We start from the raw sequence: 15,988 nt of genomic DNA, 5'->3' as shown, positions 1-15,988 counted from the left end.
CTATGGCCTATTTGGTTTCTCTGGGCCAAAACTGTCCTTACCATGAAACCATTGAGTGGCCTGACCTGTCAACCAAAGGTAATAGTCTGAATCCAGGCCATCTTCTATTCCCATGAATTTACCGCTTCCATTCAGCGGAACCTCGGTTTCATTAAGACATTTAAAGATGGCCGTACCTTCATCTATTTCATCAAACATCGCTACATACAGAGACTGGGCCCCTGCAAGCTTTGCCCCCGCTACCTGTTTCCAGAAAAATTCGCCTTCTTTCCGTGGAATTTGGTCATACAAGGCGGGATCTGACCGCATATTGCCCCAGGTAAAACCCGGAAAAGCAAGCGGGATATAATCCACATTGTTGGTTTTGCACCAGTGAATGTCTGCAGATAACACCCCTCCGGAGATGTTACCATAACTCTCACTGTTGTATCTGCCCACCGCCCAGGGCATGATCACATCTACTTTTTTGATCAGCGCATGTAGGGCTGCTGAGGCTTCTGTGTCTCTGTCCAGTGTTCTCCAGTAATAGGGCACCCCAAGCATGACCGAAACCTTATTATCCGGTCCCTTCAATTGATCCACCAACCGGTCCACATCTGCGGTGGCATATTTTCTGTTGTCATTGAATCCCACTCCCCAGATGGTCAATAGCGGTTTCCCATTGTGTCTCACGTAGGTGGGATTTTCATTATTGTCAAACAATTTGAACGTAGTTTGCAGGGCTTCCCAGTCCTGTTTTAGGTAAGCCACATCTTCAGGACCGCAACCGCTGAGATCATACATCACGCTGATGGCTCTTCCGTATTTTTTTGCCGCCTTTAAAGCGTGGGAAAGCACCTGATTGAAGTGACGCCTTCCTTTTACATTCCCTTCTTTGATTTCCACGACAAACCGCTGCATATGCACGCCGTCGATGCCGTATTCTTTCATCCACTTAAAATGGAGATCAATACTTTCTTCGTCGTAGGGGCTATAGACATAGGCAGGAGAACCGTCTTTATGTTGGAAGGCGGTTTTGTATTTTTTGCCGTACTCCGCTACATCCGGCCAAAAATCTATTGTAGAAAATCCAGGTTCAAATCTGCCGGCGCGTTGATAATGATACCAGCCTCTGTCGGAACCATCTCCCTCAGCGGCAAACCATCCCTGGTAACCTGCCATCACAAGTTGATTCAGCGAGGTATAGCGTAACCCGGTTTCATCATATACCGCCTCAGGTATCTCCTCGGGAGGCTGGTCAGGATCTTCCGAAACGGATGCTCCCTCATTGCTGACACAGCCTATAACCAAGGAACAAAGGAAAAACAAGAGGTGTAATTGTTGCATAATCGTAATGTTTTAAAAATGAGATGGGATGAAGGTAACAATCCCCACTGATCTTAAGATAAATGTGAGGATTGTTATACCTGAAAATTAAATTGTTATCCTCACAGCGGGGCCATAATTAAACTTGGCCGACCCGGCACTGCTCAATGCGCCAATCCGGAAATAGTACGGCTTCCCCTGTTGTAGGGTATTGGAATTTGCATCAAGATCTATGCTTAGCGTAAAGTTCTCCTCAGGGTCTGTCAGGCGGTTGATATTGCTTTCCACCCTTGAGGTAAGCGTCATAGGGTTGCCCACATTGGGGTTGGGATGAACATACAATCCGATCCTGGCAACATCCTGTGTGGAAGTCTGCTCAATCCTGAAGGTTGCGGTAACGGTGGACCCCACCCTTTCAATAACAGGGTCGACGATCCTGAGGTACGGTGTGACCAGAAAGTCAAGTTTTGTCCTGCCTTTGATCTCCATGCTCTCTATGGCCGGTATTTCGTGAAAATTTCCCCTCACCGCCCGCACAAGATATTCCCCTGAGAATATTTGGCTATTTCTGTAAGTACCGTCCCCCATGCTGACCAGGGTCTGGGTGACATTGGTCGGGTTTTCCACCCAGCCGAGCTCAATAAGTTCAATTACCGTCCCATTCACAATATCCTGGGCAAGAGGTTGGTTCGTGCCCTCATCAATAAAAGTACCGTACAACTCCGCATTCGGCTGGTCATAATTATCAATCTCACAAGACAAATTCATGGCCACAGCGAGCAGATAAAATATAGAATTGATCTTTTTCATAACTAATTACTTTGACAAATTTTGAAAGATTTTTAATTGGCTGAGGTTAAATGATTAGCCCGTCGGGTTCTGTACAACACCACTTGCTCCTACCCCGGGAATGGCCAGATAATAGTCCCTTACCAAAAAGGTCCGGGGATTCATGTTATGGACATTTGCCCGAATAAAAATATACTTTGCCGGGCTGACTCTCAGGTCCAATACGGGTAGGAGCGCATGCGATATTTGCGCCTCAAATATCTCATGACGCTCCCTTCTTCTGATCAGGTCCCACCAACGTTTGTTCTCAAAGGCCAATTCCACTGTCCTTTCCCGCATCACGTTGGCAACGGTTAAGGGAATTTCGACCGTATGACCCGCCCGTCTCCGAATGTCATTTAGGGCTTGTGCTGCCCTGGCTTCATCACCCAGCCCGCTTTCCGCGACAGCTTCTGCATAATTCAGCAGGATTTCGGCATACCTGAATTCCATCCAGTCTGAAGTACTTTGGTTCCATCCCGGCGTAATGGGGTCATCCTTCATGAATTTTCTAAAAGAAAAACCGGTTTTTGTATTGTTCCCTCCAAAACCGTCAAACCCGGAATAATCATTTGGAGTAGGACCTCCATAATTGTAATAGGTCACGCCATCGATTTCCACCGAACCTCCAGTGCGGATCCGGGGAGTACCGTCAGGCAAAATATAGCCGGCTTGGATGACTATCTCCACCCCTTTCATGCTACTTCCGGGAACTACCACTGTCGCATGCAAACGGGCGTCTTTGTTGGTAAACGGATCGGTCGGATTGTCAAACCGAAGGTATGATTTGTTGGCATCATACCCGTTATAATTGTTGATATCACCGTCTGTGGTGGTTACAATGGGGGCAGATTTGCCGGGGTCTGAGTAGTCCTCATACAGATCAACCAAATCCAAAGTGGGATTCATACGGCCGGGATGTGGCCAGCCGTTCGCCAGCTGGGCAGGCGTAAACCAAATATCGTAATTATGGCCCCTTCTGTCACCTGGAATGGTATGGCCCTTTATAAAGATCGCTTCGTCTAATGCGACATTGGGATCCTGGAACATCCTTCTGTAGTTTTCCGCAGCTTCGGCCGGCGTAGCGGGGGTAGCTTGGTAAAGGGAGAATACCCCTGAATCCATAATCTCCGCGGATGCCTCAATGCACTGCCTGTAATAGTCATCGGCATCATTGGCTGACATCCCCACATACCCGCGGTCTACAGCGTCGCCTGTTAATGGAGCCTTATGCCAGAATTTGGCTAATGAGGCTGCATGGAGTGCTGCCCTGGACTTGAGGGCAAGTGCCACCCATTTTGTCGCCCTGCGCTCCCCGTTCCATGATTCGGGAAGATTTGCGGCGGCAATATCCAGCTCCGACAGAATGTAATCAAAGGTTTCCTTTTCCGTGCTTCTCTGCACCTTCAGGGATTCGGCGTCTCCAAGATATTCCTGGCTTTGCTTGATCAGCGGTAAACCACCATACCGGATGGCTATTCCGAAGTAGGCAAAAGCCCTTACAAACGCCGCTTCGCCATTCAGCCTTTCCTTATCTTCATCACGGATGTCCAATGTCGGAATGGCATCGATGAGCAAGTTAACGTCTCTAATCAGGGAATAGCCGGAAATCCAATAATTGTTCATGTTGTCACCGTTCCCGTTTGGCCCATTATTAAGGCCCCCGGCCTCAGAATGTACAGCTTCATCCGTAGACTGTGCTCTGGTTTGCCCCCCGTTGTTTGGGCCTCCCTGGTTCTGGTTGAATCCTGAATTGAAGAAAAGAAAATCTTCTGTGGGTAACTGATAATACAGGTTGGCCATATACAGCTTTACACCCGCAGGTGAGGAAAAGACCGTCTCTACCGGTAGCTTATCCTGGGGTTCCAAATCAAGCACTTCAGTGCAGCTGGATACCATGATCGCAGAAGCAGCGAAAATTACTGTTGATATATATGTTAGGATCTTCATTGTTTCGAATTTATTTATAGCAACTCATTTAAAAATTTAAACTCAGGCCTAAGTTGTAGCTCTTGCTCAGGGGATATGTATAACCTGCGTTAAATGCCCCCTCTACCCTTTCCGGGTCAAACTGCTTCATAAACGGATCTTTAGCAAAGGTGATCAGGTTGAATCCGTTCGTGTAAACTCTCAGGCGTTCCATCCCTAACTTTGTCAGCAGCGCTGGATTGAAGGTGTATCCCAACTCCATGCTTTTCAATCTCACAAAGGAAGAATTCCGTCTCCAGACAGAACTTTCTGCATATAACATTCCTACGTCTCCAATAAAGCGGGATGCAGGCCACTCACCGGGTATCCAGTCGCTGTCCAGATTGTATGGGTCCTCCTGATGCCACCTGTCGAAGAAATATGCAGGTAAATTGCCTCTGAATGCGAACATTTCGCCGTATACCTCACTGAACCGCATGGTATATCCCCCCGCACCTTGAAAATGCAAATTCAGGTCGAAACCCTTCCATTGCGCACCGAATGTGGCTCCAAAATTGATTAGTGGGGTGGGGCCGTAATTCAAAGGGGTTCTGGCATCTTCTTCATTGATGATCCCGTCGTTATTTACATCTTCGTATTTGAAATCACCGGGAAGCTCTCTCATACCTCCGAGTGCTCCTCCGTATACCGGGCCATGCCATACTTCTTCCTGGCTCTGAAATTGTCCGACGACTACGTAGCCGGTTTGCCTGTTTCCCCACCTATTTTCCTCTCCGTGCAACCACCGGTCACGTTGGCTCTGAAACGGTGCCCGCTCCTGATACAAGGTCATGTATCGACTGAAATTGAAATTACCCCTGACCGTATATTGGAAATCATTGATGTTATGGGTGTGACCCAGCGAAAATTCAAAACCGACCTGCCTGCTGCTGTTCAGGTTTTCTTCCGGCAGGGTACCCCCGAAGGTATTGGGAAGTGAAATATTACGTCTTGCCAATTGCCCCCTTCTTTCCCTGTTGTACACGTCGGCGATTACCTCCAACTTGCCGTTCCATAAGGTGAGGTCAAAGCCAATGTCCGACAGGTGATTGGTGGACCATGTCAGGAATCTGTTGGTTATCTCAGGAGAGGCCAGGCCGTTTGTTAAATTATTGTTGGTGAATTCCCAGGTACTGACACCCCCGAATGTAAACCCGGGCAAGTATTGAAACGGCACGCCTTCATCAGATCCGATTACACCGTATGATCCACGTATTTTCAGCTCATTGATAGCTGGAGTATTATTCAATATGAAGTTTTCCTCCGAAATTCTCCACCCAACAGACACCACTGGAAAAAACCCGAATCGTCTTTCGGGATGATAACGGAAGGATCCGTTGTAGTTGAAAGCACCTTCAATCAGGTATTTTTGGGAGTACCCGTAATTCACCCTTCCTATATAGCTGATCCTGGAATTGACATCGTCTTGACCATCATTCTGGAGGTTTGTTTGTCCGGCAAACCGGATCTGGTCACTTGTATAAAAATCGCCGTAGTACCGCCTTGCTGACTGCCACCGGCTCCAGCCTTTGATTTGCTCTGCCACCAACATGCCCGAAATGTCATGGACTTGGCCGATTTGTGTTTTGTAATCAGCTGATAACCGGAGGGTATACGTATTGCCTACATCGGTCCTGGCATTTATGTTTTGGTCAGCCCTTTGGATAAGGGGATTGTAGGTGTCCGTTGCCGGCGTATAGGTATATGTGGTAAAGCCTTTGTATAGGTTTTTGTGCAACCTTGTGCCTGTATCGAAAGCTCCCGTACCTGTAATGAACAGATTTTTTACAAACGGAACGGCATACCTAAGCTCCGCCATGGTTTGAATTGCCCTGTTTTCCACCTCTGTATAACCTGAGAGGTCTCTGTCTGCCAATACCGTTGGCGTTTGGAATCCTGAAGAAACAAAACCCGGATATTGGGGGTTGTCATTGGCAAAAGGTCTCTCCGTGGGAAGTGTCACCCGGGTGGTCTTGAATATGTTGAAGAAGTTGTCGCCCGGTTCAGTTTGTTTATCATACCTGCCGGAAATCATCACCCTAGCCCTCAGGTTGTCGGTAAGATCAGCTGTAATATTGCTTCTTAGGTTTACCCTGCTGTAATCCATGTCATTGCTTCTCAGCAATCCGCCGTCCTCGACGTACTCCAATCCTAAATAATACAGTACTTTTTCACCTCCCCCATTGACCGACAAGTTGTGTTGGGTTTGACGGGCATATTCTTTCATGGTGGCGTCATACCAGTCTACATTGGTATAGCCCGGTAAAGTACCTTCCATGTATTTTTGGAGTTCATCCCGGGTGTAATAAGGGATACCCGCCCCCGGTCCATAGATATTCGCATCATTGCGCATTTGCGCAAACTGGGGCGTAGATGCCATCACGGGAATGCCGGTCGGCCGGGTAATTCCCGTGACAGCATTATAGGTAAAGGCCGTCTTTCCCCGGTTTCCCTGTTTGGTAGTTACGATGATGACCCCATTTGCGGCCCCGATTCCATAAACTGCCGCAGAGGCATCCTTTAAGACCGAAATGCTTTCAATATCTTCAGGATTGATTCTTTGGAACGCCCCCGGATCATTTCGGATGATGCCGTCAATCACAAACATGGGCGTACCAAAACCGCGAATGTTAATTGAATTGTCAAATGATCCCGGTTGACCTGAATTTTGGCGGATGTTGAGCCCTGCCACTTTGCCCTGAAGTTTTTGGGCCAAACTGGAATGGGTGGTCGTTTGGATTTCCTTGTTATCAATGGCGCTGACAGACCCTGTCAAGGTAGCCTTTTCCGCAAATCCGTACCCCACTACCACAAATTCTTCCAGTTCTTTTTGGTCAGTAACCATGGCTACATCAATGATATTTCTGCCATCAATCTCTTCGGTCACTGATTCCATCCCAAGAAAAACAAACACCAAATCAGTGGCGCCGGAAGGAGCACTGAGGGAATACTCCCCGTTGATGTCGGTTATCGTCCCTCCGACTCTTTCCCCGTTCCTGTTGACAACGACATTGACCCCTGGCAGGGTGTTCCCGTCTGATGAGTCGGTCACCGTCCCACTAATGATTCTTTCCTGAGCAAACAGGAAAAGTGGGCAAATGAGCATAATGGATAATAAGTAAATTATTTTCATATGTTTATAATTGTTTTTTAGCGGTCATATGGAATCTCGCATGTTTTCCCCCCCCGATAGCTATCGGGGCTATCGGGGCATCCCAGTTTGTGACGACCTCGTCATGCTCGATTTCATATGAATACATTAATTTTTAATTATTACAATTTGTGTGAAATGATGGATAGGAGAAGAAATGATCAAGGCGGAATAGAATAATACATAACATACTGGCTTATGTAAGCCCATTGACTGTACATTCCGGTGCTGAAATAAAGCTTATGCCTATTCATTGCCAATAATTTTATTAAACAGGTTTTCATCTTTATCCAAACAGGCTACTGCCTGAATTACCGCCAACGGATTTTTTAGCGTTATCGGGTTGGCGGATTCATAATTGCGCATCCGGGATCCGATCAGGGAAACCGTTAATTTTTTTTCCCCTCTTATCAGCATAAAATCAAATGATCGTCCGACGTTTGTCAGTGCCCCATTGCCGCCTGAAAAGGCCTCGACATTCACAAAGGCAGTGTGTCCTTCACCTTCAATTATAATGGGATGTGTTTCCTCCACGGTCTCCCCGGCATTCGCAATTATGGACCCTTGGCCAATCATCCAATTGCGGTTTTTGGTGTTGTTTCCCTGCTTGAAAATGCCTACCGCTACACAATCCAAATTAAAGTTGGTCAATTGGCCATAGCTCTCGTCCCCAAGATGAATGCCTCCCCAGGTACCAAAAGTGAACACATCTATCAGTTGGGCATTGTCCGTATGGTTGATGGAGTAGGCAAACGTCTTCCTGGCTACTACCCGGTCAATCACCGCTTTGGAAAACCTAAGCCCGATCTTTCGCATGATGGCCGGGTTCACATGGGTGTGAAGAAACCTGGGAATGTCATAGCAATAATCAATTCTTATAAATTCGCCGCTTAAAGGATATCCATAGCAGTGTTCTATGAGGATCAGCTCGCATATGAATTCTTTTGATGCGTTAAAATCCATGGCCACATATTCTCCGTAAAAGGTGAGATTTGATAAGGTCACACCTTGGGTGCTGGATGTCTTGCTGGTCTGGATGGTCGGGGGATATTTAATTATTTTCTCCGGATCGTCGAGTTCCTGGTTCCCGTACCAAAATTGTATCCCTCTGATCTGAGTGGCCGATTCAACGGTAATGAAGGCGTGTTCTGCATCTTCAATTTTGAAAACACTGCCCACGGGGATGTTTTTTGAGGCATGCTTGGTGCCTCGGGGAGTCGGGCCATGGACGCCTATCAGCGATACATTCTGTTTCAAAACCAACCCGCTGTTTAAAGCGTAGGGTTCATCGGTAGGGTCTACGTACAATGCCGCGCCATAACCGGAAGCCCAGTCAATCGCTTTTTGCAGGTTTTCTGTATTTACAGCAGCAGGATTTTCGGGTAATACATTGAATTCCCTGATGCTCTTATTGGGTGTGCCATAACAATGAGGGTCAGCAACAGAAAAGATAACAGGAAAAATTACCAGCAGGAAAATAAATGTTTTCATAAAGCTATTTTGGGTTTAGATAAAACTTGAAGAAAAAGGTCCCGCCAACTATTGTTGAACCAGTTTTCATAGAGTCCCAACTTAACCGACAGGAGGTGAATAAATCGTTAATATTTGATTAATGAAAAAAACATAACACATAAATATCTGATTATCAGTATTATAAAAACCTTCTATTTTTTAAACTAAGAAAAGATAAAGTTACATAGCAAGGAAAAAAGGGGTGCAGGATTGAAGAGTTTCTCCGGGAATTGGGCATCCCGGCTATACCCTGTTTCCCCTTTGCTGGTTTGGGTCCATAAATGAATTAGAAGCCCGGACGCTCTTGCAGCTATGCCGAATTCCTAAATTTTATTTTCAGTTAGTCGTGCCGCGGGGCATAGAATTTATCTTCCGTCCATTTCATTGGATTATCCATGATGTAATTTGAAATGGTATGAAAGGATTTTTCATTTCTAATGATATGATCATGGTATCTCGACTGCCAGGCAAATTCTTGGGTGTTTATTCGGGCATTTTTGGTTACACCGATTTTAAAACCCCTTATAATAGATGCCAGGTTTTTGGATTGCGGTCCAAATTTGTTTCTGGGTTTATCGGCGGGTTGGGTAGAGACGCAATGCATTGTGTCTCTACCCTGCATTGCGTCTCTACCCTGATCATTATATTCATTTTCACCAATAATGATAATCCCATGAAAATGATTGGGCATCACCACAAATGCCCCTAATTCCAAATTCATATCCGGCCGAATTTTTGGTGTTTTGACCCATTCGGACTGGACAATTTCCCCTATTTGTGACGGCCGCATTTCACCATTTACTACGTCACCAAACCAACAAACCCTGTCTTTGGTGCATATTGTTACAAAATACGCGGCATTCCATCCATAATCCCAAGCAGGATGGCGGGCGGAGGCGATACGGTATTTGTTGCGATAGCGGTTGGTCATTTTTCTATCATTTTTTGAGTCCCGAGATATTGCGGCCCTGGGCCCTCGACAGCTGTTCGAATTTTTCGAACAGTTCGATCTTCCTGTAATTCACTTCTTTTGGGAACTACCCCTTTCATCATCCATAGACAGGCTCCAGCTCAATCAGTCTTTCAAAGGATCCGGGATGCTGATCAAATCCTGGATGACCTTTCCCTTGTGTGCAAACCTTGCCAAAGCATAGACATACCCATCCTGGCCGATCGCAATGGAGTTCACATAAGTAGGGATGCTGCCGTCAGTATAGCGGATAGGGCCATGATCAATATAATGACGGTTTAAAAGATCAAAAGTAACCAAATGCAGGTTCTCCATGCCTCTTGCCGCACCTTTGGCTATCCTTTCCACACCGCCGACCCTTTTGCCATTTTCATATATGGGGCCGCCTGTCAGATAATAAACCGTATGGGTATGGGGCGCTATCCCGAATCCCAGATAACCGTAGCTGAACTGGTCAAACATTCCACTCCGCTGGGAAGGCAGAGAAGTTATTCTTTGCACGATTTCTATCTGTTTCCGACGGGGGTCAAACCGGAATAAATACCCGGAATTCCCATGTACCCCATAGGCTACCGCTTCAGGCTCATGCCAGCATACCATTCTCCAGTTGTAAGCCATGCTGCCCGGAACGGTGGGATCATATTGCCCAAAATAATCCAGGCGCAGATCAATCTCCTTTTCCAGTTCCATTTTTCCCGACACCGGGCAATAATGGAATATATCCCCTTCAGCTGTGCTGAAATAAACCTTACCATCTGCCGGGTCGACAAAGAGAGCGCGGCACAGCGACCTGAAATCCTCCCCCGGTACACCAGCTTCCCCCATAGCTGACACCGGCCCGAGATCATAAAGGCTGTTTTTTTCCAAATCATAATGCACAAAATGCCCTGTTGGCCAGGTGATCCCATATATGTGACCCCTGTCCGTATCCATGGTCATGGAAACAATCCCCTCACCACCTCCCACCATGGCCAAATCTTCGGTTTTCTTTGTTTTCAGATCATAGGCCAGAAAATGCCCACCCGGATACTTTTGGCGACCATCGGGAGGATTCTTTGGAAGCCGGTCCATTCCATCAATCATTTCATAATATCCCACATGGGTTGAAAAATACAGTTTCCCCTTTCTTTCGTAAAATCGGACATGGCTTTTGCCCTGTGGAATGGCATTCAGTCCGTCTTCACCACATATTTCTGTAAGATCAGCAATAAACTCCACCCTGTCATGCTCCGGTTTGTAAACGAAAAACTTTCCACCCGTATGAGGGGATTCAGAAGAAAGAACATAATAAATGTTACCGTCACTTGCGCAGGACAGGGCATTATAGGTATCATGCGCCATTTCAAATCCTGAATAATAACGTCGCGCTTCCAAATGTTTGTTGGTCCCGCTTCTCTCCCCGTAGGCGGAATAGGAATGTTGATGTTCTCCTTCAAATACTTTCATGGAAAATTATTTCAAACGGTTTTATTCATTTAAGATATAATCAAATGAGGCGACACCCGCTTTTCTGGCTTAGGGGCTAGAAATTGTTTCATGATTTTTCGGCATTTTTGATGGTCTCCGCATTGTTTTTTATTTTCTCTATCGCCTTGATGATGTCATCCATGTCTGTATGGGAGCCAAGCAGCATGTTTTGGGTAAACCATACCGCCTCTTCATTGCAAAGTTTATCGTTTTCCGGACATTGGTTATTCTCCATATACCTTTTGTAGTCCAGGTCCTCTTTGGAATACATTTTCTTAAAGTTTTTGGTTTTGAAAGTGTTTTCCAAGAAGGGCATGGTGTTCAGCGTGGCGTATCCGTTGGAACAGGGAATCCCTTCAGCCCGCAGCGCCTTGATAAAGGCGTCACGGCTCAGTCCCTGAAAATCCTCTGTAATAAAACGAAACGGAAACAGATGGTATGCAGCTTTTGTAACCTCATCATAAAGCCGGTAAGGTCTTATTCCCGGAATGTCCTTTATCCGGTTTCTAAGATATACTGCGTTTTTACTTCTTATTTCGTTCTGTTCCGCAAATCTTTCAAGCTGTGCCAATCCAATGGCAGCCTGGTATTCTGTCCAACGCAGTTTGGTGCCCATCATCAGGGTTCCGGAATTGACGGCACCTACGACAGAGCCAAAAGGATTGCCGAAATTCTGGTACGAAAAACATCGGTCTATGAATTCATCGTTGTCACTGACAACGGCACCGCCTTCTCCAATGGGAATATTTTTGGAATTTTGAAAACTGTAGCAGCCAGCGTCTCCAAATGTACCTACCTGTTTGTGATGGATTTCAGCTGTCCAAGCCTGGCAGGCATCCTCCACCACAAGCAGGTTGTGTTTTTTCGCGATTTTCATGATCCTGGTCATATCTGCGGGCAAACCGCATACATGCACAGGCAATATGGCTTTGGTACGGGGCGTGATTTTATCTTCAATTTTATCCGGGTCAATCTGGAAAGTTTCCCTATCTGTATCCACAAAAACCGGCATGGCGCCTGTAGCTAAGATGGCCGTCACGGAAGCGACAAAGGTATAAGGCGGTACGAGTACTTCATCTCCCCCTCCGATATCGAGTTGGGTCAAAGCTGTAACCAATGCATTGGTCCCATTTACTACCGTCACACACCGTTTGGCACCCACGGTTTCTGCCCATTTTTCTTCAAATTCAGCAACGACATCCGCCCGGGACCAGACACCGCTCCTTAAAACTTCCAATATCCGTTTTTCGTCCGTTTCACTTTTCCAAACAGGCCATTTAGGCCATGGTGCTGTCCTTACCGGATCACCTCCCATAAGAGCAGGTTTTTGGCTTTTCAGAATTACGCTTCCCAAAGCATCAGAAGCAGTGCCCCAGGATAAAGCCGCAGCCGCCCCTAAAAGCGCATTGGTTTTTATAAACCTTCTTCTGGAATTCAAGTTGTTATTGGTTTTCATGTCTTTAAGATTTTATGTAGTGTAAATTACTCTAGCAACATCAGGGAATACAATGCGGATAAACCACGGGAACGGATGGTTTATCACAATTGAAGCAGGTGTTTTATATTATAGTACCTCAACTGCTGTTTTGTTTTTTCATCTGCCTCATCTTCATTCAGGGACTCAATTCTCAATGCGCCGGTCCGGTAATCCAGTATGGGTGCATGTGTGCCGAAACCAAATTTCTCTTTTCCGAAAGTATCAATGAGCTTCCCCAGGTTGGTGATGTTCCTGCCTGAAGTGTCCATAAATAGGTTTGATTTCTTAAACAGGTCTAATTGATCCGGTTCCAACAGGGTATTGTTGGCAATGTTCAGTATCATAAACTTGGCATCAGGCACGGCCTCTATGATGGGAACTACGTCTTTGAGTGTCCATTCCTGGTTGATGTCCAGCCATGAACTGGGCCTGCTGTCCACCATTCTTAAAGAAAGAGCAACCGGTAAACCCAGGTCTCTGACTTTTTTAACGAGTTCCACGCAGGAAGGATTTTTCAGGGTATAGCCATGGTATTTAGGATACAGCCTTACCCCTTTCATCCCGAGCTTTGATATGGATTTTTTGAGATCATCTTTCCAGCCGGAATAAATGGGATTAATGACTGCAAACGGCACCAATCTATCCTGGTATCTCTTATTGGATCTTATGTCTTCATGAAGTTCCTGATTGGCAGGTTGGGTATCCTTATAAAATATGCCGTTCAGGTTGCTGACCACCGAAGCTTCCACCTGGTGCCTGTCCATCCTTTCCAGAATGTCTTTGCAGGTGTTGTTTTTAAGTTGACGGAACGGCCAGTGGCCTATATAAGTATTGCTGTCAATCCACATGTCTACCTGCCTTTCTGAGAATGTCGTTGTAATTCCGGAAAAATATTTTTTCCCTTTGTACTTCTGTCAGATCCGCGGCAAGCATATGGCCTACCCCCTGATAAAAGCTGTTGTCACAGCCGAAAAATATCCGGTCCTCTCCCAGTTGTTCCATCGCAAATGAGATGATATCCGCCTCATTGTTACTTCCGGAAACATCCACATATATGTTTGGATAAGGCCGGACAGCCTTGCAGGCATCCAGCCAATCTCCCCCGCCTCCGAGATGGGCAAGTTGGAACATCGCCTCAGGATACCGCTCTGCCGCGATGACAAAGTCCTCCGGAGTGGATACATTTGCAGGTTCCCTTGGGTCATATTCCACCCTGGATTTTCCAATTCCCATATGCATGAGAATGATCATTTTCAGGTCTATGAATTTTTCTATAAAAGGATAAAACAAAGGATCGCTCAGTTTTACATGGTTGTACAGTTTCAATCCTACCATGCCGTGGTCCAAGCAACGTTTCAGTTCTTCCATGGATTCCTTGGGAAACGCAGGATTGATGGTGGGTTGGCCGATAAACCTGTCCGGATACCTGGACACCGATTTTATGATCAGATCGTTACAATTAATGAATTCCTCCGGAAGTCCCTCGCTGCCCGGTGCCATGGGCCTCGAAATCACGAGTTTCTCTATCCCAAGGCGATCCGCAAATGATATTTGCGTTTCAGGGCTGTCATCGGTAAAAAAGACATGGGCGTGAGCGTCGATTTTCCGGTACTTCATTACCTCCTTCATCAGATCATTCGGAGCAAACATATACTCTTCCTGCATGGAAAAGCCCGTGAGGTTGATCCCCAAATACAGGCCTGAGACAGATTTGGCTGTATCTGAAAAAAACTCTCTACGGTTAATCCTATTTCTCATATCTGCATTCTTTTTTAATGGGCAAGTTCTATTCAACGATCGGTCACCGGACCTTCGGCCGGTTGAATCCCTGCCTCCTTTGCCAGTTTCACCACCTCAGCGATTATCCTATCTTCGATATCGGGCGCCCAGGGGGTGGTGAAAATGGGGGACCTGGAGCCTTCATATCCCCCTTCCTCCAATACCTTCAAGGTAGGGATATAAGCCATTACATCATTGGAATATCCCATGACGAATATCTCGTGGCCGAAAATCTTCTTGAATGCTATGGCGTAGCCCGTCAACAGTTCCCCTCCCAGGCTAAAAACCGGCAAGCTTCCAAGTTTCCAGACCTGGACAGGATAAGGGTATGAAGTGATGAGGGTTTCTCCCTTATCAAGTTTGTCTATGAGTACCTTCGCATTTTCTTTAAGGTATTCAGGATATTCCGATTGGGGCCCCGTGATGGCTACCAATTCATCCCTGCTGGGTGATGGCTTGGCAAAAGTCAGATCAATTTCAGAATAAGCGGTGGTTAATTTTCCTTCTAATTTGGGCATATCCTCATGAATTACCCTTTCCACGGCTGCTGTCAGCTCTTTTCCATATTGCTGCGCCAATGCTACGGAACGTCTGGGCAAAGGATTCTGATCACCGCCGGCGCCTTGGAAAAACATCGCCATGGTGCCCGGATATACTTTTTCCAGTTCAATCTGGGCAAAACCGACGTAGTCGCCTGAAATTTGATAATCAGGCAACACGGTAGGATGGCAGGCATAACCAAACACCACCGCTTTCATCTTGCCATCCAGGGTCTCCACCTTTAATACGGGCACTGCATAGTCATTAGGGCCTTTCAACTCAACTTGATGGATCAAAGTAGCCTCTTTATTATTTCTTCTGTTCACCTGAAAACGGGTAACACCATTTTGGGCATACAGGTTAACCGGCTCCATGGAGCGCTGCGCCTGTCCTACCAATTCCACAATCTGGTCTTCCAATGCCCGTGCATAGTTTTCAATCTTGTCCAATTCACCGGCATCCAGTTGAAATTTATACCTGCTATTGTCTGTCTCCGGCCCCGTGTGTGTATGAGAACTGTTCAAAATCACCTGATCTCTGGATAGACCATATTGTTTTGTTAAGCGGTCACGAATGCGCCTGGAAAGCTCTTGCCTAAAGCCTATCAGGTCGGAAGTCACCAAGACGGCGCTTTTTCCTTCTGCATCCTCAAGAAAAAGGGCTTTGGCCCAGATGGGGTGCCTGATGCCTTCAGAGGGGTGATCCCGGGCAGCATAACCCGCCATCCAGATGGGTCCCCTCGGGGTAATATCCACTTTGGCCACGCCGGCTTTCCAGGAAGCCGTTTGTTGTTGCGGACAGCCCGAAGTGCTAGGGGCTAAAGCCATTGTCAGAAGTGTCAGCAACGGGAGATAGAAAACTGTTCTTTTCATGGTTCTGTGATATGGTTGTATCACCGTTTGACGGATAAAACTTTCATGGTGAATTTTCAATTTGGTTTTGTGGATACAATGGGGTTCTGCACCTCCACCGGACCGGAAGATTGGAGTAT

At 46.5% G+C, this 15,988-nt stretch carries 11 protein-coding genes; all 11 read right to left on the bottom strand.

The features are described from left to right. Complete coding sequence (locus tag ACFPFU_RS23690; RefSeq protein WP_377068856.1) at positions 1-1,326, bottom strand: glycoside hydrolase family 99 protein; 1,326 nt, start codon at positions 1,324-1,326, stop codon at positions 1-3. 87 nt (positions 1,327-1,413) lie between these two features. Next, complete coding sequence (locus ACFPFU_RS23685) at positions 1,414-2,115, bottom strand: DUF3823 domain-containing protein (protein ID WP_377068854.1); 702 nt, start codon at positions 2,113-2,115, stop codon at positions 1,414-1,416. Between the two features lie 54 nt (positions 2,116-2,169). Beyond that, on the bottom strand, positions 2,170-4,083 hold the full coding sequence (locus ACFPFU_RS23680; RefSeq protein WP_377068852.1) for a RagB/SusD family nutrient uptake outer membrane protein: 1,914 nt from the start codon (positions 4,081-4,083) through the stop codon (positions 2,170-2,172). A gap of 28 nt (positions 4,084-4,111) precedes the next feature. Then, the gene (locus ACFPFU_RS23675; RefSeq protein ID WP_377068850.1) at positions 4,112-7,234 is read right to left on the bottom strand and encodes a SusC/RagA family TonB-linked outer membrane protein; all 3,123 of its coding nucleotides are present in this window, start codon (positions 7,232-7,234) and stop codon (positions 4,112-4,114) included. A gap of 264 nt (positions 7,235-7,498) precedes the next feature. After that, positions 7,499-8,743: a hypothetical protein gene (locus ACFPFU_RS23670; protein ID WP_377068848.1), complete on the bottom strand. Its 1,245-nt coding sequence runs from the start codon at positions 8,741-8,743 to the stop codon at positions 7,499-7,501. 361 nt (positions 8,744-9,104) lie between these two features. Next, entirely contained in the window at positions 9,105-9,695 is a 591-nt protein-coding gene (locus ACFPFU_RS23665) for a transposase (RefSeq protein WP_377068846.1), read from the bottom strand. A 144-nt stretch (positions 9,696-9,839) separates the two neighbouring features. Continuing rightward, positions 9,840-11,180: a hypothetical protein gene (locus ACFPFU_RS23660; protein WP_377068844.1), complete on the bottom strand. Its 1,341-nt coding sequence runs from the start codon at positions 11,178-11,180 to the stop codon at positions 9,840-9,842. 88 nt (positions 11,181-11,268) lie between these two features. Further along, positions 11,269-12,657 (bottom strand): DegT/DnrJ/EryC1/StrS family aminotransferase, encoded by a 1,389-nt coding sequence (locus tag ACFPFU_RS23655; protein WP_377068842.1) that lies wholly within the window; start codon positions 12,655-12,657, stop codon positions 11,269-11,271. Between the two features lie 83 nt (positions 12,658-12,740). Further along, on the bottom strand, positions 12,741-13,526 hold the full coding sequence (locus ACFPFU_RS23650) for an amidohydrolase family protein (RefSeq protein WP_377068840.1): 786 nt from the start codon (positions 13,524-13,526) through the stop codon (positions 12,741-12,743). Further along, the gene (locus ACFPFU_RS23645) at positions 13,516-14,436 is read right to left on the bottom strand and encodes an amidohydrolase family protein (RefSeq protein ID WP_377068838.1); all 921 of its coding nucleotides are present in this window, start codon (positions 14,434-14,436) and stop codon (positions 13,516-13,518) included. Before ACFPFU_RS23645 ends, ACFPFU_RS23650 begins: the two co-directional genes overlap by 11 nt. 32 nt (positions 14,437-14,468) lie before the next feature. Then, positions 14,469-15,869, bottom strand: coding sequence for a neutral/alkaline non-lysosomal ceramidase N-terminal domain-containing protein (locus tag ACFPFU_RS23640; RefSeq protein WP_377068836.1), 1,401 nt, complete (start codon positions 15,867-15,869; stop codon positions 14,469-14,471). Positions 15,870-15,988: the final 119 nt, after the last annotated feature.

The organism is Negadavirga shengliensis (assembly GCF_042652345.1).
GTDB lineage: Bacteria > Bacteroidota > Bacteroidia > Cytophagales > Cyclobacteriaceae > Negadavirga > Negadavirga shengliensis.
The sequence above is the reverse complement of the archived record's forward strand: the minus strand, read 5'-3'. Positions and strand labels throughout refer to the sequence as shown.